This window comes from Yersinia aldovae 670-83 (assembly GCF_000834395.1).
GTDB classification, from domain to species: Bacteria; Pseudomonadota; Gammaproteobacteria; order Enterobacterales; family Enterobacteriaceae; genus Yersinia; species Yersinia aldovae.
In genome coordinates this window covers 3,623,328-3,641,019 of the sequence record NZ_CP009781.1, presented here as the reverse complement: position 1 = coordinate 3,641,019, position 17,692 = coordinate 3,623,328, and the positions used below count along the sequence as shown (strand labels likewise).

Here is a 17,692-nt window from a genome sequence, read left to right as displayed (position 1 = left end):
CCTATTGATAATCTACTAATAATGTCGCGGTAGCCTCAAAAACACCCTCACCCAAGGTTGCCCCCACAGCCTGAACCGGTACCGCCTGTAATATTGGTGGGTTGCTGTTGTCATAAGGAATACGGGTATTAAGGGCAAACGGAATACCATTCTTCAGCAAGCGAATACCGAGATCCGGCATATTGGTTTGTATCGCCGCAGAATCAAAGGTAGTGACTGATGCGCTGATTATCGTAAGACCAAGATCCAAGCCTGCGGTTAACGCATCGCAAGTCACTTGATAAGGCACATTTTGGGTATAGTTGATGCCATCGATCTTTTTCACCCCTAGATTTTCGCCGAAAGCCACATCAATGGTGCTGCCACTGTTAATAACGCATGGCGGCGGATCAATTAATGTACCAGAGAATTGCATATTATCGGCGTATGCCAAGGGGCTACTCAGCATCACAACAACCGTAGCTGCAACGCACAATATGGATTGATCATTCATCATTACTGATACTCCACAAGCATCGTCGCTGAAGCGGTAAAATCACCCGTCGCCAGCGTGGTATTGGTCTGTTTTACCGGAACCGCCTGCAAAACCGGAATAGTCGGATAAGTGAAATTGAGTGAAGTATTGAGCGCTAAAGGCTGCCCGTTCCGAATTAACTGGACACCTAATCCTGGGGTGCTGGTTCTCAATATGCCGTTACCAAATGTCGCGGTATTACCCTGAATACTCATTTTCAGGCTGTTGGATGCCGCCGTTGTACAGTCGAGGGTATAATTCACTGGCTGCATATATTGAGTGCCGTCAATCCGTGAAGTCAGGATATCGTTGCCAAAATTGACATTGATGGTGCTATTACTGTTAATCACGCAAGGCGGCGCGGCAAAAATAGTCACCGAAACATTGACCGTTGCGGTCTTGTTCAATGCCCATGCCGTGGTGCTTGATAATGTCATTAACGCTATCATCATCGTGCCCAATCGGTTAACAGAGCTCATCCCATATTCCTTATTCATCGTTCAGCCAAATATTACTGCTTTATCTCTATCGGAATTACGCCGTGATAAGCGCTTATTTGGTGCTTTCAACTACTGAGCAGGTGCTGCCAGTGCAAGCAAATGTCAGTTTTGGACGACCGCCAAAATCGTTGACGTAAGTCAATACCGGTTTGCTGCCTAACGCGCCAACACTGGCATCTAACATGCTCTGCCCTTTCGGTGGAACCATCAATGGCTTAAAACCCGCAGCAGTTTTCCCGGTTTTACTCTCGCTAAAATCGACCAACGTGATGTAATACGGTGTCGGGTTATTAACCTGATAACGGTCGCCCTGGCGGGTTAGCTGCAACTTTTCTTGCCAGGGCGTCGACATCTCGCTCTTGGTCGGCACGATGGATGCAGGCCGGTAGAAAAGTTTGATGCGTGTTTGTAGCGCAATCTGCAACGTATTGGGTTTATCTGTGCGCGGTGGAATTTCACGCAAGTTAAAATAGAACAGTGTTTCCCTGTCCTGCGCTAACTGGCTGACGGCGGGCAGTGTTTGCACTTTTAACTGGCTGAGTGCGCCCGCTTCCACACGCTGCACCGGCGGAACTACCGTCAGCGGTGTATTAATTTTGTTACCCTGCTCATCTTCAATCCACCCTTGAGCCAGATAAGGCAGTTGCTTATTCTGATTACTGATATTCAGGCTGATAGATTTATCACCACCGTTAAGAATTACCCGAGTCCTGTCTAGTGCGATGGCAGCCATTGCGCCATGTGCCATAAATGCCGTGATTAAAATGGCAGTGACTCGCAATTTATTGTTCAATTTCATTACCTTTTCCTTCGATTAATCATGTCAGAACCGGGCAGCACTGATTTTCGGTTATTTCTTTATGTTTTTACTGTGTTTTTATTGAGTCGTAGGCGGCTTATCCCCCACCGCAATCGGGTGGCAAGGTAGCAACAGATTGGTCAGCACTTGCGCTGATAATGTCTCCGGCAAAGTGATGCGACACTGCGCCTGTCCATTCCAATTTACTGACATAGTCTCACCCGCGTTGATACCACTTAAGTAGGTCGAACCATCGTCGTTCACAATGCCAGTTTCCTGCTGAGATTCGTTTAATACCGTAGCGCCAAACGGCGGTGACGTGCCATCCGCCATCCGCAATACAGCTATCGCTTTCTCACCTGAAATCACATCAAAACGGCGATAGCCAATAGCGCCTTCGGTCAATGTCAGTTGTGCCACCGAGCTGTTGCCGACCTCAACATCGTCAGCCAAATTATCGACATCAATGCTGGCGCGATTGCGGTAATAGCTGTTGATATCACTCACCACGGCCTTACCGAAATTGTTGGTTCGCACCGTGGAGCCGTACCCCTGAACCGGAACATCGGCAACACCTTGGGTATCAAGCATGAGTCGGGTACCGCCGATGGTATTTGCCCGATGAAGTGCACCACCTTCCGCCGTCAAGGTGGCTCCGCCTTGCACCCCAACCCCTACTGAGTTGTACTGCCCTTCTTGATAACTGGCATTCGCATTCACGGTGGCGTTGTTACCTTCATGATTGAAGTTACCACTCACTAACGCGCCACTGCGCGCCACACCAGTATTAAGCTGATAACTATTATGTGCATCCAAACGATCGGTATAACCTACGCGTTGCGTGGTTTCGCTACCGCTCACGGTTGCGCTGTAACTGACAGTGGCGCTCTCACCGAATGGCATCGACATCGAGACATAGACCCCGTCATCATTGCTATCGTTATAGCTGTTACGGTAAGCCGACAGCGTCACACTGACATTCTTGAATTTGCCGATATCAAAATAGCGAGCTAATGACAGGTTATAGCGATCATTAGCCGAACGATCCCAATAGGTCTGGTGGCTATAGTTCAAATAAGCGCTCAAGCCCAGATCGCGAAATTGCTGGTTAAAGCTGATGGTATACATCTCTTTGTTGCCACCAACGGGGTCGCCGCGATAGCGCGTATTGAGATAATCGGTCATACTCATAAAATTACGTTCGGAAAAACGATAGCCGGCGAACGTCACCTGACTGCCACTCTCCTGGAAGTTTTTCGAATAGTTGATGCGGTAAGAGCCACCACTCAAATTGCCTTGATCGGGCAAATTGGCCCACGATTGAGTCATATCAACTGACAACGCGCCCAGCGCCATCAAGTCTCGGCCAACCCCCATTGAAGCGGCCTGATATTCGTTTTCACCATTGATCGCACCGCCATACAATGACCAGCCGTTATTAATCCCCCAGGAGAACTCACCGGTGGCAAATAATGGCCCTTCAGCATGATGGCCAATATCCGAAGGCTTACCGGCGGCCACCTTGTAGCGCACCATCCCAGGGCGTGTCAGATAAGGGATGCTGGCAGTATTAACCTGGAATTTCTGCACCTGCCCATCAGCTTCCTCCACCTGGACATCCAGTGTGCCAGAGACAAAACTGTTTAAATTTTGAATACGAAACGGGCCAGCGGCGACCAATGTTTCGCTTAATACGCGTCCTTGCTGACTGACAACCACTTTGGCGCTGGTACGCGCAACCCCTGAAATTTCAGGCGCATAACCCCGCAAATTCGGTGGCAACATATTGTCATCGGTTGCCAGGCTGGCACCGCTAAAGCGAAAGCTGTCAAAAATACCCGAGTTCAGAAAATCCTCCCCCAGTGTCAACTTGGCACCTAAATTTGGAATAGCCCGATACGCGTAATAACGGCTCCAATCCCACTGCCGCTCAGTGGGCGAACCAGAGACTTGAGCGATTCGGCTCTGCCAGTCCGCGCGCAATCGCCAGGCACCGATATTGGCACCCGTCGTACCATTCCCACTCAGGGTATTATTGCTACTATTATTTGTTTCCTGACGGTTAAGCTGCCCTAACATATTGTAATCAAACAGTACGCCAGAAATTCCTTCTTCCCAACGTGATGGCGGGTCCCAATCGGCGGAACTGTATTCCAACCAGGCTTGCGGTACCCCCAAAAACAGTGACGACGAGGCCAAATCACCCCGCACAGTCATGCCGGGCAAGCTGTCGATATTCAGACACTCACCGTTATGCCACCAAGTCAGTTTATGGAGATTCTCTTCTTTCAACGCCAGCAGCTCTACCAACTTTGGGGATAAACAAGCATCACTCTTCTTAGGATCTTTTTCGGCGGGATAAAACACCACTTGTTGCTCATTGAGTTCTTGTTTATTCATATATACCAGCAGGTTGTAACTGCCTGGCATAATAAAACCACGTTGAGAAAACTGACTTAAATCGATATTGGCTCGATCCTTGGTATCCAGTACATCGGTATTAAACTGAATATCATCACTGGCCGCCGCCCCATGAGCATTGCCACATAACGCTGTCGCAATCAAAATACGTAACAAATCACGACGGACAAAACCGTCGGTGATGAAAGGAGCGGATACCATGAGATAGATCACCTTACTTATTGAAATCAGTAATAATCCAATTTGAAACGGACGCTGGAATGATAAGAACCAGCACGCAGCATTTTTCCATTGCCCACTAAACGCAGGGCATAATTGAGCGTCATATCACCAGGGATGATATTGATATCCGGCGACTGCACACCAGGCGCAGCAATATTCCCCCTGTCATCCACAATTTGTAACGCAACCCCTTCAGCCTCACCGAAAACAGCAAAGTCACTACCGTCCGCTGCACCGTCAAATGTCACGGAAAAATGCTGCAAATTAGATTTAGCAGGATCAGCATGAACCAACGTGCAATCCAGCAAACGAATCTCGAACGGATGCTCACTTCCCACACCGTTTTCGACTAACTGGCCGATAGGCAATATCGACATATCAATGGTTTGTTCGAGGCTGCCTGGATCAATTGCACAGGCAGTATCAGTAATACTTCCTTCCATACTTACGCGACCCCACTCTGTTTTCAGGGGAGCTGCCATTACCGATAAACTCACCAATAAGGCCATCAGTAAGGAAGGAGGCACTATTTGAAAAAATGACCCGAACATAAATCACCTGGCTCATCCAACACGTATCTTTTTCAAGAGGAAAAGACATGCGGAAAGCTCCGCATGTCCAATTAAAAAAGGGGTGCTTATTGGTAAGCCAGCGTGAAGTCAGCTACGCTGTAGAAGTTACCAGGCTTAACTGCGTTAGAAGCTGTGCTGCCTTGCAGGTAAGCGGAGAAAGTCAGTGTATTGTTAGGGCCAACCAAAGTTTGCCCAGCAGTTGGCTGGCCCAAAGTCACTACAGAACCAGAACCATCAGTGATGGCAATACCCGCGCCTTCAGCTACACCCGTGATACCCAACAGGCCAGCGACAGCTGTTGATTCTGAACCGCTGAATGTAGTGGTTACAGTGTCTAGTGTCGTGACATCGCAGTTTTCCAGTTTGATCAGGAAATTGCGCGGAGTTGATTTACCACCATTTGTCAAAGCAACATTAGAGATCTGGCCCAAATTCACAGTCTGATCAACGGTATCAGGAGTGATTGAGCAAGGTGCGTCAATGATAGAACCGGTAAAAGTCACAGTACCGTGACCCTGATCAGCAGCGTGAGCCACAGAAGCAAAACCCAGTACCAAGCCCGCAGCCAAGATCGTTTTATTCAGTTTCATTACGTGATTCCTTTATGCACACAATTAAAATTTGGCATGCTGACTTACCTTAATAAAATCAAGGGAAATACAGCATTGACGTAGTTAAAAATAAAATTAAATACAACTTTTTCTTAGAAGATACAGCAGAAAAAGTGTCGAAACGCATGGAGCCATAAAGTAGCGGTGTAGAAACTCTAAGAGTTCCACACCACATACTTTCATTTAAATAACGACATGACTCTTAGTTTTCGTTGCAGATAATACAAATATAAACATTTAGTTCATAGATATTTAATTCAAACAGATAAAATTCAGAGTGTTTAACTTATTTAATTCCCCCCAGTCGATTGTATCGATAACTTTGATCGATAAACCATATACCCTCGACATATATCACTATGAAAAAGAGCAAGTCGACATATTAGATCGCTAAAACTTGCTTTTTCAAAATTAAAGATTGCATATTTTCAATGGCAAATTATACTCGACATTAAGTGCTTACCGTAGAAATACAAACAGCATAAACACCTTAAAATCACGAAATATACAAAACCTTACAACAACTTAGGAAATACCCGATCACGAGCAAGGTTTATCTTAATTAAATATGGCTGACACATAGAAGTAGAAAAGATAAAGCCTTTGATATGTAGGTGATTACCAACAGAATGAAAATAAAATCTATTTATTAATTAAACCAACAACCTTTTGTTTACATGCAATAACAAAAGCATTTACATCATATAGATAGTCGCATTAGACCTTAATGAAGAGGAAATATAACAACACATCTAAAACAGAAAGGAAATACGCCCAGAAAAATGTAGGACCATTCTATTTTGTCGTATGAATAATCCCACTCGCAAATAGGAATTAAATATATCACCAACAGACAAATATAAGCACCGCAGTAGAAATTCTCAAGTCATCATTACAACAAGGATAAAAATATGGCATACAGAAATCAGCGTAAAGAAGAAATAATGGAAATTCTGGAAGAGAAGTGTAATGCATTAAAGGAGCAGTTTACTGAATCTCTCCCTCCTGTGGTCAATTGGCCTAAAACCAGAGAACTTGCCGATAAAGCACAATTGGATATTTATACGGCAAGGTTGGTATTAATGAAGCTGGTCGATGAAAACAGGGTGGAAATGTCAGAAACCAAAGTAATGAACTCCTTACGCTGGTTTATTGCGCAACCGACAGAAAAAAGAATGCAGTCTGAACCAGAAAGCTGATGATAGAAATGAAACCATCCATACGTGCATTCATAAGATCAGCACTCTCACCCCAAGGTATTAATCTTGCTGTTTTGGGTGTCTTATCTCTCACCTTTCTTGCCATGATGCACTACACAATCAATCCAGGAGGTTCAGGGCTACATCTTCCGCTTAATATTGTCGTCTGGGGCATGATGGCACTACTGGCCATAGCACTCTATGTACCTCGTTTCGACATGAAGGAAATCATAACCTCACCAGGAGGCCGCTGGCTGTTATCCGGTGTACTGCTTATGAGTCTTCCTGGTTTACACCCTGAGAGCCTCGAAAACGTTAGCAGTTGGCTACCCCGAATACTGGGCTTGTGGGGTGGTATAGTCCTGCTGCTGGGGCTGTTTCGCCTCAAGCTGAATGCGAATGTACGTCAAGGGTGGTTATTACTGATTTTGCTCTCTGCCTGGAGCCAGACCATTCTGGCGCTACTGCAATGGACCGTTTTTACATCCAATAACTGGATGGAGTTTGATCTAGCTGAACGTCCTTACGGGATATTTCAGCAAACCAATGTGTTAGCCAGTTATATTGCCACAGGGTATGGAATTGCCATCTACCTGTTTATGGTGTCCTCTCATCGAATTGTACGTGGCCTATGTACACTCACGCTGCTGGTCTTCCCCGGCTTATTGATGTTGTTACATTCCAGAATTGGCTGGCTTGGTGGGGTAACCACGTTGCTATTGTTGTCGCTCTATTATTGGCGACAGAGGCAGATGGTAGGGTTATGGCTATGCAGTTTATTAAGCCTGCTGGCGGCGTACTCTCTGTCGGATCAGATGGTGGATAGTGTTTGGATATCGAAAGCAGCCAGTAACCAACAACGCGGGTTAATACTGGTCTATACCTGGCAGATGATACAGCAGCATCCGTGGCAAGGCTGGGGGTTTGACAGTTTCGAACCGGCTTTCGCTCGCGAACTGGCACAAGCTGGGCATGTCACCAAACACTTCATTTACCCCTCCCATCCACATAATGAACTGCTCTATGGTTGGGTCGAGGGGGGCATAGTGGCATTGATTGGAATGCTGGTATTGGCTATTGGCTATATCAAACCACTTTTCATTCAACCGAAAATAGTCTTCCCTCTCTGGGTGCTAACTCTGCCTATCGCCTTACATTTAATGACCGAACTCCCACTTTATCAATCAGCAGCTCATTGGTTAGTGCTGATTTTATTGGGCCGATTGATGGTTCCCGAAACCATGATTCACCCCACGATAGCCAAGCCAGCTTTATGGCAACGATGGCTCGATGGTAGCGTAGTTTTCTCGGCGCTGTTCACATTGATATTTATGATAACCGGCTGGCAAACAGGGCGGGTACTGACACTAACGGAGCGAAGTGGCTTGGTAGATATGCGGCCATTAGATAACCTGAAAAATCCTTATATCCAGTGGGAACGCTATCAATACATCCGCCATATCAATCTACTATTACAATTCAACAAACGGCCTGATCCAGCTTTACTGGCGCAGTTTACGATATGGGCAAAACAGTACATCCAGCACCATAACGATCCAAACGTTTATCAAAGCCTTATCATGATTGCCCGCTATCAGAATGAGGTTGCTCAAGCCGATAGCTTGCTACGAGCGGCTCAAGCATTATTCCCCGATAACCCGACGTTCGGGTCGTCTTAACAGGATAAAAACCGGGGGAAGACACCCGGTTTTCCACTTTGCCAGAAGAGATTACTACAGTGGGTAACGCAATATGGCATTTAGATGCTGGCCTTTAGGCAGATCATTCTGACGAACAGCCATCACTTGTGCACCAGTAGCCAGCGCACGTCGGGCTATTTCGTCGATAACACCGTAGCTTAGCGCATCATCTTGTTCAGTAAAGGTGATCGAGCCTTGCTCATCAACAATACCTGCAACAACACTATCCATATCCACCAGTAATAGATCTATTGCCCCCTGAGTTGCCAATCGTGCAGCATCAGACAAATCAGTTGTTACGCGTCTTTGGCCTGCTCGAGTTTCAAACAGGGGCTTCAACGCTGCTATCTGAGATTGATAGTACCGCTCCATGAATGGACGCGCCATCGTGACTAATTCAGATATACCGATATGCTCCGCGTTGGTAAATAAAGTTTCATCAACCAGATGGGGTAATGTATTCGTCGAACGATAAATAGAAGCCAATGGTTCAGTGCTCACCAAAATCAACGGGCAGTCACGCTGAACAAAAATCGGGCGCAGCGCATGGTCAATTTGACGAGTGTATTGCGCCAAGCGAATTTTATCGTCGACACCACCGTGTTTCTGCACATTTAGCGATGCTTTACCCACGGCATCCAAGACACTGGCTGGCAAGTTTGCTACAGCCATTTCTGCTGCGGGGACATCCGCAAAAAACTCTATAACCCGCGCTTGATTCTCTGATAGAGCCAAAATATAGGCAGAATGAGGGAATGTCAGCGCCCGCAATAGCGGCTTAACATAGAAACGGTCACTCACATGTAACTGATTGGGAATAGCATTCGCTAAACGATAGGTTCGGATACTGTCCGGGTTAGCAAAAATAGCTAAACTGTAGGCATGCATGTCCCAAAAACTGGCGTCATCCAAGATAGAATTTAGCTCTACTTCAATCTGAGCCAGACGGCGTTTATCAAAATCAATCGCTTGAAGTTGCCGTAATGCATCTTTGATGAAATTACCCATCTGGATTTTACTGGCGGTCAGTTCCTGATGCCTTGGCGATGTTTCAATGTAGATGGATACGCAAGCGTCTGCGCGTGCATCAGATAAAAGTAAAAATTCTTCACGGCTGGGGATATCTACATAAAGCATGGGTAACCTCGTCACATATGACTGTTTAAGATGGATTATTTTTCACCATCAGAAAAGAATAAAAATCCAATCAAAGCACCACATATCCGTTGTTAATATCGCAATGTTGGAGATGAAGTTGATAAATTAAAATTTCTGCCTTAATCAACGATAACCCCCCTATTTAAATTGTACTTTTCGACATTGGCCTGACGATTACACTGATACTTTATTGCTTGTTTCTTGAGCTAGAAATAACATAAAACATTCCCTAACTGATGGTTTTTTCCCCACATACAAATAAACTCTGCGAGATGTCTCGAATTTTTACCTATGTCAGTTTCATGACCGCTGGGCTAGTATACTTGCTGGAAAAAAGACTTGATGGTGGGTAACAATGAAGTGGCCTTTATCTCTATTATAGTTGCACTTTTAATAGCTTGCCTCTCTTGTTAGCCGTAAAATCATGTGATGACCAACGATAACAATAAAAATCACAATGCACTTTAAATTCAATGGACTAGAAACTATATCGCATGAATAACACCGACAAACTCGACTCCCACACCCCAATGATGCAGCAGTATCTGCGACTCAAAGCCCAACATCCTGATATCTTATTGTTTTATCGGATGGGGGATTTTTATGAGCTATTTTACAGTGATGCCAAGCGCGCGTCACAGTTACTGGATATCTCGCTGACTAAACGGGGTGCCTCCGCCGGAGAACCAATTCCTATGGCGGGTGTTCCTTACCATTCAATAGAAAACTATCTGTCAAAGTTGGTCCAGTTGGGTGAGTCTGCGGCTATTTGCGAGCAAATCGGTGATCCCGCGACCAGTAAAGGCCCGGTTGAGCGCAAAGTAGTGCGTATCGTGACACCAGGTACAGTCAGCGATGAAGCTTTATTGCAAGAGCGGCAGGATAATCTGCTGGCTGCAATTTGGCAGGATGGACGTGGATTCGGTTACGCAACATTGGATATTAGTTCAGGCCGTTTTAGGGTCACAGAACCGGCTGATCTTGAAACTATGGCCGCCGAACTGCAACGCACCCATCCCGCGGAGTTACTTTATCCCGAAAATTTTGAGCAAATGTCGCTGATAGAGCAGCGTCATGGCTTACGCCGCCGCCCGTTGTGGGAATTTGAGCTGGAAACCGCTAAACAGCAGCTTAATCTGCAATTTGCTACCCGTGATTTAATTGGTTTCGGTGTGGAGCAAGCCCATCTGGCGCTACGTGCCGCAGGTTGCCTGCTGCAATATGTCAAAGATACCCAGCGCACCTCGTTGCCCCATATCCGTGGTTTAACGATGGAGCGCCAGCAAGACGGCATCATCATGGACGCAGCCACGCGCCGCAACCTCGAACTGACGCAAAACCTGTCTGGCGGAACTGAAAATACCTTAGCTTCCATCCTTGATTGCAGCGTAACAGCAATGGGCAGCCGTATGCTGAAACGCTGGTTACATATGCCAGTTCGTGACATCAAGGTATTAACAGATCGCCAGCAAGCCATTGGTGGCTTGCAAGAGATTACCGCCGAACTGCAAACACCTTTGCGCCAAGTCGGTGATCTGGAACGTATCCTGGCACGCCTGGCGTTACGCACTGCACGCCCGAGAGATTTGGCGAGAATGCGTCATGCATTTCAACAGTTGCCGGAGATCCATCGTTTACTGCAACCGGTAAATGTTCCCCATGTGCAAAACCTGTTGTCGCAGGTGGGCCAATTCGATGAGCTACAAGACCTGCTAGAACGGGCTATTGTCGAAACGCCGCCAGTATTAGTGCGCGATGGTGGCGTGATTGCTCCGGGTTACAACACTGAACTGGATGAGTGGCGGGCATTGGCCGACGGAGCCACTGATTATCTGGATCGGCTGGAGATCCGTGAGCGTGAGAAACTGGGATTGGATACCTTAAAGGTGGGCTTTAATGGCGTGCACGGCTATTACATTCAGGTCAGTCGTGGCCAGAGTCATCTGGTGCCAATTCATTACGTGCGCCGACAAACACTGAAAAACGCCGAGCGCTACATTATTCCGGAACTGAAAGAGTATGAAGACAAGGTTCTGACCTCTAAAGGCAAAGCGCTGGCGATTGAAAAAGGTTTATACGAAGAGATTTTTGATCTTCTGCTACCACATTTGCCCGAATTGCAGCTCAGTGCCAATGCACTGGCCGAGCTGGACGTGCTGGCGAATCTGGCTGAACGGGCTGAAACACTCAACTATGCCTGCCCGACCTTAAGTGATAAACCGGGCATCAAAATTACCGGTGGCCGCCACCCGGTGGTGGAACAAGTTCTGAGTGAGCCTTTTATTTCCAATCCGCTGACGTTATCACCCCAGCGGCGAATGCTGATCATTACCGGCCCTAATATGGGGGGTAAAAGTACCTATATGCGTCAAACTGCATTGATCGTGCTGCTGGCCCATATGGGCAGCTACGTTCCCGCGGATCAAGCCACTATTGGCCCAGTTGATCGCATCTTTACCCGCGTTGGTGCAGCGGATGACCTGGCATCCGGCCGCTCTACCTTTATGGTGGAAATGACCGAAACTGCCAATATTCTGCATAATGCCACCGAACAAAGTCTGGTGCTAATGGATGAAATTGGCCGTGGCACCTCAACCTATGATGGCTTGTCATTGGCTTGGGCCTGTGCTGAAAATCTGGCCAGCCGTATTAAGGCAATGACACTATTTGCCACCCACTACTTCGAACTAACGACCCTGCCGGAGAAAATGGAAGGTGTGGTGAATGTTCATCTGGATGCAATGGAACACGGTGAAACCATCGCCTTTATGCATAGCGTGCAAGATGGTGCGGCCAGTAAAAGTTATGGTTTGGCGGTCGCAGCACTGGCTGGTGTTCCACGGGATGTCATTAAGCGGGCGCGGCAAAAACTAAAAGAACTGGAATCACTCTCAAATAACGCCGCAGCCAGCAAAATTGATGGCTCGCAACTGACACTGCTTAATGAAGAGACGCCACCGGCCGTTGAAGCCTTGGAAGCACTCGACCCCGATTCACTGTCACCCCGCCAGGCACTGGAATGGATTTATCGCCTGAAAAATATGGTCTAACAGACATAAAAAAACGGTGAACATCTGTTCACCGTTTTTGTGTTTTATAGAATGCATATGTTTATATGCTATTCGGTGGACTACAAGATATTGACCTTTCAAGGGCCTTTATTCACCCAAGGCATGACCGGTATCTAGTGTCCTTTATTCTTTCTATTCGCGGAACAACGCCTCGATGCTCAGGCCTTGTGTTTGCAATATTTCCCGCAAACGACGTAAACCTTCAACTTGAATCTGGCGGACACGTTCGCGTGTCAAACCAATCTCACGGCCTACATCTTCCAAAGTTGCAGCTTCATACCCTAGCAGACCAAAACGACGGGCCAATACTTCGCGCTGTTTAGCATTTAACTCAAACAACCATTTGACGATACTTTGTTTCATATCATCATCTTGCGTCGTATCTTCTGGACCGTTCTCATTTTCGTCAGACAGAATATCCAACAAGGCTTTCTCTGAATCGCCGCCTAAAGGTGTATCAACAGAAGTGATACGTTCATTAAGGCGTAACATACGACTTACGTCATCGACCGGTTTGTCGAGTTGCTCTGCAATCTCTTCAGCGCTCGGTTCATGATCCAATTTATGAGAAAGTTCTCGCGCGGTACGCAAATAGACGTTTAATTCTTTAACAATATGGATAGGCAAACGGATAGTTCGGGTTTGATTCATAATTGCCCGTTCAATCGTTTGACGAATCCACCAGGTAGCATAAGTGGAGAAACGGAAACCGCGTTCAGGGTCAAACTTTTCCACCGCACGAATCAAGCCGAGGTTACCCTCTTCGATCAGATCCAACAGTGCTAAACCACGATTACTGTAACGGCGGGCAATTTTCACCACCAACCGCAAGTTACTTTCGATCATCCGCCGACGTGAAGGCACATCTCCGCGCAATGCACGGCGGGCAAAATAAACCTCTTCTTCGGCAGTTAACAATGGTGAATACCCAATCTCACCAAGATAGAGCTGAGTCGCATCCAGCACGCGCTGGGTAACACCTTGCGCCAACAGCTCATCTTCTGCTAACTCGCTTTCAGTAGATTCATCCTCTACTAATGCTTTTTCATCGAAAATTTCAGTTTCCGTACTGTTTTCATCAAAATCAGCATCTTCATGCAACTCGTTAACTTTCAGCGTATTTTGGCTCATATGCTGCTCCTACCCGTGAATCCGGCGAGCAGAATACAGCGTATTCTGCCCAATCTATCGCTGCGGAAGGTAACGCAGCGGGTTTACGGATTTCCCCTTGTAACGAATTTCAAAGTGCAATCTTACTGAACTGGTTCCGGTGCTACCCATGGTTGCTATTTTTTGACCCGCCTTCACTTCTTGTTGTTCCCGGACCAGCATTGTATCGTTATGAGCGTAGGCGCTCAGGTAATCATCATTGTGTTTGATGATGATTAGATTACCGTAACCCCGCAGTGCGTTCCCGGCATACACAACTCGCCCATCTGCTGTAGCGAAAATCGGTTGCCCACGAGAACCGGCGATATCAATCCCTTTATTGCCCCCTTCGGAAGCAGAGAAACTATCGATCGTTTTACCTTCAGTTGGCCATTTCCAGCTACTGACTGGACCACCATTACTGGCGGGTTCACTGACGGAACTGCCTGGCGCGGTAACAGGTGCGGTTGTAGCGACAACAGCCCCTGACGCTGGTAACATTTTACCAACATTCTGTTTACCCGAGTTTTCAGAATACGCGCTAGTTGATTGAGAATCAACCGTTGTAGTTGTGTTCTGAATATTTGCCGGCGGTTTTGCTACTCCGCCTGATGTGGCATCGGTTGCGGCTAACATACCGCCACCCGATCCATTACCCAACTGGAGGGATTGACCCACATTCAAGCTGTAGGGTTCAGCAATATTATTTTTTGCAGCCAGATCACGGAAGTCATTCCCCGTTATCCAGGCAATATAAAACAGCGTATCACCACGCTTAACGGTATAGGTATTACCGCTGTAGCTTCCCTTGGGGATATCGCCGTAGCTACGGTTATAAACAATACGTTCACCAGAACTATTGGTGCTCGTGCCACTTATCATCGCACCAGAACTGTCACCGCCCACACTACTGATAGGGGCCGCTGTTGAATTATCATTATTGGTACAACCAACCAACCACAAACTCATAACCGTACATGCCGCAACCCGGCGTAATGTAATCATTGGGCTTCCCGTGCTCATGCTTCCCCCGTGACAGCAATAATAAGCGATGTATCCAAAATACCTTTTATACTGTAGTCAAAATGACCATTAGCGACAGTAAAACCGCGGGTTAATGACGGTCACTTCACTCATTTTCACGTATTAAAAGGCTCATCAGCACATAACCAAACCAACGGTTGGTCTGCACCAAAGAAACAAAATGCACAAGCGCGCATCCTATCAAGACCACGCCTGCCAAACCATAAAATTTATGTTACTGATTTTACACCGATCTTTAACGTTAACAATAACGTCGCAGCCACGATGAAGGTTTAAGGATGAAATAGAGACATTTCTCAGGCGAGTTCCCCTTTAACCAAAGGTACAAAGCGCACCGCTTCCACCGTTTCAACCTTGAATTCATTGTTACGGCGTTGCACGCATTGCAATGTTTGAGACTGCTCCCCAACCGGCAACACCAAAATTCCACCGTCATCTAATTGCTCAAGCAATGCATGAGGGATTTCGGGGGGGGCCGCGGTCACAATGATCGCATCAAATGGCCCGCGTGATGTCCAACCTAACCAGCCATCACCATGACGGGTAGAGACATTATGCAGATCCAACTGTTTCAGGCGACGTTTTGCCTGCCACTGTAGCCCTTTGATTCGTTCGACTGAGCAAACATGTTCAACCAAATGCGCCAAAATAGCAGTCTGATAGCCCGATCCGGTGCCTATTTCTAATACCCGCGAGGTGGGAGTCAGTTGTAACAACTCGGTCATCCGCGCCACCATGTAGGGCTGAGAAATCGTCTGCCCAGAACCAATGGGAAGAGCGGTATTCTCATATGCCTTATGGGATAAAGCTTCATCGACGAAACGCTCACGCGGCACCGCTTCGATCGCTTGCAACAAGCGTTCGTCCTGAATACCTTGCTGACGTAACTGCATCAGCAATGTTTGCATACGTTTATTCACCATTCCCCGTCAACCTCGGTATTTATTAATCAGTAATATCAGCTAACCAACGTTCAACTACGTCCTGTGCCGCGTAGGCCGTTAAATCAACCTGAAGCGGCGTGATAGAAACATAACCTTGCTCAATCGCAGCAAAATCAGTATCCGGCCCCACATCAAATTTTTCACCCGGCGGCCCAATCCAATAGAGATCCTGCCCGCGCGGGTCTTGTTGACAAAATACCTGCTCTGCCGGATGGCGGCTACCACAACGTGTCACCCGAATACCTTTAATCTCAGATAAGGGTAAATCAGGGACATTAACATTGAGTATCTTGCCAGTACGCAATGGCTTACGGTGCAACGCCCGTAATATACGGCAGGTGACTGCCGCTGCGGTAGCGTAATGCTGATGACCGTTGAGTGAGACTGCCAGAGCAGGGAAACCTAAATGACGCCCCTCCATGGCCGCAGCTACCGTGCCGGAATAGATGACATCATCACCCAAATTTGGGCCTGCGTTGATACCCGATACCACAATATCGGGTCGCGGGCGCATCAAAGCATTGACCCCCAGATAGACACAATCGGTCGGTGTGCCTTGCTGCACCGCAATATCGCCATTGGATAATGTGGTAATACGTAATGCGCAATCGAGCGTTAATGCATTGGATGAACCACTACGGTTGCGATCCGGTGCAACAATTTGCACCTGTGCAAACTCCCGCAATGCGGCAGCCAGCGTTTGTATACCCGGTGCGGAAATACCGTCGTCGTTACTCAGCAATATCCGCAGCATCGGCATTATCCTGACTCATTATTTCTCGCACCACACTGGTGGCAAAACTGCCGGCGGGTAACCAGAAGCTCACTTCAAGAGTTACGTCATCCCACCAATTCCATGCCATATTTTGCGGTTTCAGCAAAATGGCACGGCGCGCGCCTTCGACGCGTTCACGTCTGATCAACGCCAGTAAGTCGGTTTGCGCCGCCAGACATGCCAGTTCAAACGCCAATGCTTCGCCTTGCGTGCCTAATTCGCCATCACCCGGCAGAGGTGCGGTAATATTCAATTCACCGATATCAACCCGTAGCTGCAAAGCAGCCAGTTCATCCGGTTTGGCAACAAACCAACTGCCGCGCCCGGAGAGCTGCAAAGCATCGCCTTCCAGTACCGTTGCCGCCAGCTGTTGTGCTAAACGGTGACTGCTGATTAAATTGAACATTGCGCTGCGGCTGGCCGACAGATAAAAGCTGCGTTTGCTACGCTCTTTAACCCGAATCTCATTATTCGCCCATAAGCGCGCCTGTACCAGATTATTCCCCCCACGGCCAAAGCGCTGGCTGCCGAAATAGTTAGGTACACCTTGAGCGGCAATCTGTTGCAACCGTTGTTCGACATCCTGCCGATCCGTAATATGGCGCAGCACCAAGGTGAAAGCATTACCTTTCAGTGAACCAATGCGCAGCTTGCGTTTCTGTCGCACCGCTTCCAACACTTCACACCCTTCAAGTTCGAAAGTAGACAAATCCGGCGCGTCTTTACCCGGTAAGTGCAGACAGAACCACTGCTCGGTGACCGCGTGGCGATCTTTCAAACCGGCATAGCTCACCAGGCGCGGATGAACCTTGGCAAAACGTGCCAAATAATCCGCAACAAACTGGGTATTACAGCCATTCTTGCGGATACGGACCAGCAAATGCTCGCCTTCACCATCTGGCTCAAATCCCAAATCCTCTATCACCAGAAAATCTTCAGGGTTAGCTTTTAAAATGCCGCTGGCCTTGGGTTTGCCGTGGAGCCAGGTTAGATTTTCCATATCCATCTGTTAT

At 47.4% G+C, this 17,692-nt stretch carries 15 protein-coding genes; 3 read left to right on the top strand and 12 right to left on the bottom strand.

The genetic code is table 11. The features are described 5' to 3' along the window. Position 1: 1 nt before the first annotated feature. The 6 genes from AT01_RS16330 to AT01_RS16305 form a co-directional block, all read right to left on the bottom strand. Positions 2-496 (bottom strand): fimbrial protein, encoded by a 495-nt coding sequence (locus AT01_RS16330; RefSeq protein WP_082039635.1) that lies wholly within the window; start codon positions 494-496, stop codon positions 2-4. Beyond that, positions 496-993 (bottom strand): fimbrial protein, encoded by a 498-nt coding sequence (locus AT01_RS16325; RefSeq protein ID WP_235427166.1) that lies wholly within the window; start codon positions 991-993, stop codon positions 496-498. The genes AT01_RS16330 and AT01_RS16325 overlap by 1 nt, the downstream gene beginning before the upstream one ends. 73 nt (positions 994-1,066) lie before the next feature. Continuing rightward, positions 1,067-1,813, bottom strand: coding sequence for a fimbria/pilus periplasmic chaperone (locus AT01_RS16320; RefSeq protein WP_042547890.1), 747 nt, complete (start codon positions 1,811-1,813; stop codon positions 1,067-1,069). A 78-nt stretch (positions 1,814-1,891) separates the two neighbouring features. Further along, positions 1,892-4,435 carry an outer membrane usher protein gene (locus AT01_RS16315; RefSeq protein WP_042547889.1) on the bottom strand — a complete coding sequence of 848 codons (2,544 nt, stop codon included), beginning with the start codon at positions 4,433-4,435 and terminating at the stop codon, positions 1,892-1,894. A gap of 26 nt (positions 4,436-4,461) precedes the next feature. Next, complete coding sequence (locus AT01_RS16310) at positions 4,462-4,965, bottom strand: fimbrial protein (RefSeq protein WP_042548674.1); 504 nt, start codon at positions 4,963-4,965, stop codon at positions 4,462-4,464. Between the two features lie 128 nt (positions 4,966-5,093). Next, complete coding sequence (locus AT01_RS16305) at positions 5,094-5,618, bottom strand: fimbrial protein (protein WP_004701175.1); 525 nt, start codon at positions 5,616-5,618, stop codon at positions 5,094-5,096. A 932-nt stretch (positions 5,619-6,550) separates the two neighbouring features. Between AT01_RS16305 and AT01_RS16300 the strand changes: the two genes are divergently transcribed. Both AT01_RS16300 and AT01_RS16295 read left to right on the top strand, forming a co-directional pair. Next, positions 6,551-6,838, top strand: a complete 288-nt coding sequence (locus AT01_RS16300; RefSeq protein WP_042547888.1) for a FaeA/PapI family transcriptional regulator — start codon at positions 6,551-6,553, stop codon at positions 6,836-6,838. Positions 6,839-6,942: 104 nt separating this feature from the next. Then, positions 6,943-8,517 carry a PglL family O-oligosaccharyltransferase gene (locus tag AT01_RS16295; protein ID WP_082039786.1) on the top strand — a complete coding sequence of 525 codons (1,575 nt, stop codon included), beginning with the start codon at positions 6,943-6,945 and terminating at the stop codon, positions 8,515-8,517. 54 nt (positions 8,518-8,571) lie between these two features. On the opposite strand, the gene AT01_RS16290 is transcribed toward AT01_RS16295, so the two are convergent. Then, positions 8,572-9,675, bottom strand: a complete 1,104-nt coding sequence (locus tag AT01_RS16290; protein ID WP_042547887.1) for a baeRF11 domain-containing protein — start codon at positions 9,673-9,675, stop codon at positions 8,572-8,574. A 515-nt stretch (positions 9,676-10,190) separates the two neighbouring features. Here AT01_RS16290 and mutS point away from each other — a divergent pair. Continuing rightward, positions 10,191-12,746, top strand: coding sequence for a DNA mismatch repair protein MutS (gene mutS / locus AT01_RS16285; RefSeq protein WP_042547886.1), 2,556 nt, complete (start codon positions 10,191-10,193; stop codon positions 12,744-12,746). Between the two features lie 153 nt (positions 12,747-12,899). Here mutS and rpoS read toward each other — a convergent pair whose 3' ends face one another. The 5 genes from rpoS to truD form a co-directional block, all read right to left on the bottom strand. Next, entirely contained in the window at positions 12,900-13,898 is a 999-nt protein-coding gene (gene rpoS, locus AT01_RS16280; RefSeq protein ID WP_004701163.1) for an RNA polymerase sigma factor RpoS, read from the bottom strand. Between the two features lie 54 nt (positions 13,899-13,952). Beyond that, positions 13,953-14,921: a murein hydrolase activator NlpD gene (gene nlpD, locus AT01_RS16275; RefSeq protein ID WP_042547885.1), complete on the bottom strand. Its 969-nt coding sequence runs from the start codon at positions 14,919-14,921 to the stop codon at positions 13,953-13,955. Positions 14,922-15,256: 335 nt separating this feature from the next. Beyond that, entirely contained in the window at positions 15,257-15,883 is a 627-nt protein-coding gene (locus AT01_RS16270) for a protein-L-isoaspartate(D-aspartate) O-methyltransferase (RefSeq protein WP_042547884.1), read from the bottom strand. Between the two features lie 22 nt (positions 15,884-15,905). Then, positions 15,906-16,658, bottom strand: a complete 753-nt coding sequence (gene surE / locus AT01_RS16265) for a 5'/3'-nucleotidase SurE (RefSeq protein ID WP_042547883.1) — start codon at positions 16,656-16,658, stop codon at positions 15,906-15,908. Further along, positions 16,636-17,685, bottom strand: coding sequence for a tRNA pseudouridine(13) synthase TruD (gene truD, locus AT01_RS16260; RefSeq protein ID WP_042547882.1), 1,050 nt, complete (start codon positions 17,683-17,685; stop codon positions 16,636-16,638). The genes surE and truD overlap by 23 nt, the downstream gene beginning before the upstream one ends. Positions 17,686-17,692 lie beyond the last annotated feature (7 nt).

Excerpts from the sequence above, each read along its gene's own strand:
- AT01_RS16330 (WP_082039635.1), bottom strand. The coding sequence starts at position 496 with ATGATGAATGATCAATCCATATTGTGCGTTGCAGCTACGGTTGTTGTG.
- AT01_RS16325 (WP_235427166.1), bottom strand. The coding sequence starts at position 993 with ATGAGCTCTGTTAACCGATTGGGCACGATGATGATAGCGTTAATGACA.
- AT01_RS16320 (WP_042547890.1), bottom strand. The coding sequence starts at position 1,813 with ATGAAATTGAACAATAAATTGCGAGTCACTGCCATTTTAATCACGGCA.
- AT01_RS16315 (WP_042547889.1), bottom strand. The coding sequence starts at position 4,435 with ATGGTATCCGCTCCTTTCATCACCGACGGTTTTGTCCGTCGTGATTTG.
- AT01_RS16310 (WP_042548674.1), bottom strand. The coding sequence starts at position 4,965 with ATGGCCTTATTGGTGAGTTTATCGGTAATGGCAGCTCCCCTGAAAACA.
- AT01_RS16305 (WP_004701175.1), bottom strand. The coding sequence starts at position 5,618 with ATGAAACTGAATAAAACGATCTTGGCTGCGGGCTTGGTACTGGGTTTT.
- AT01_RS16300 (WP_042547888.1), top strand. The coding sequence starts at position 6,551 with ATGGCATACAGAAATCAGCGTAAAGAAGAAATAATGGAAATTCTGGAA.
- AT01_RS16295 (WP_082039786.1), top strand. The coding sequence starts at position 6,943 with ATGATGCACTACACAATCAATCCAGGAGGTTCAGGGCTACATCTTCCG.
- AT01_RS16290 (WP_042547887.1), bottom strand. The coding sequence starts at position 9,675 with ATGCTTTATGTAGATATCCCCAGCCGTGAAGAATTTTTACTTTTATCT.
- mutS (WP_042547886.1), top strand. The coding sequence starts at position 10,191 with ATGAATAACACCGACAAACTCGACTCCCACACCCCAATGATGCAGCAG.
- rpoS (WP_004701163.1), bottom strand. The coding sequence starts at position 13,898 with ATGAGCCAAAATACGCTGAAAGTTAACGAGTTGCATGAAGATGCTGAT.
- nlpD (WP_042547885.1), bottom strand. The coding sequence starts at position 14,921 with ATGATTACATTACGCCGGGTTGCGGCATGTACGGTTATGAGTTTGTGG.
- AT01_RS16270 (WP_042547884.1), bottom strand. The coding sequence starts at position 15,883 with ATGGTGAATAAACGTATGCAAACATTGCTGATGCAGTTACGTCAGCAA.
- surE (WP_042547883.1), bottom strand. The coding sequence starts at position 16,658 with ATGCTGCGGATATTGCTGAGTAACGACGACGGTATTTCCGCACCGGGT.
- truD (WP_042547882.1), bottom strand. The coding sequence starts at position 17,685 with ATGGATATGGAAAATCTAACCTGGCTCCACGGCAAACCCAAGGCCAGC.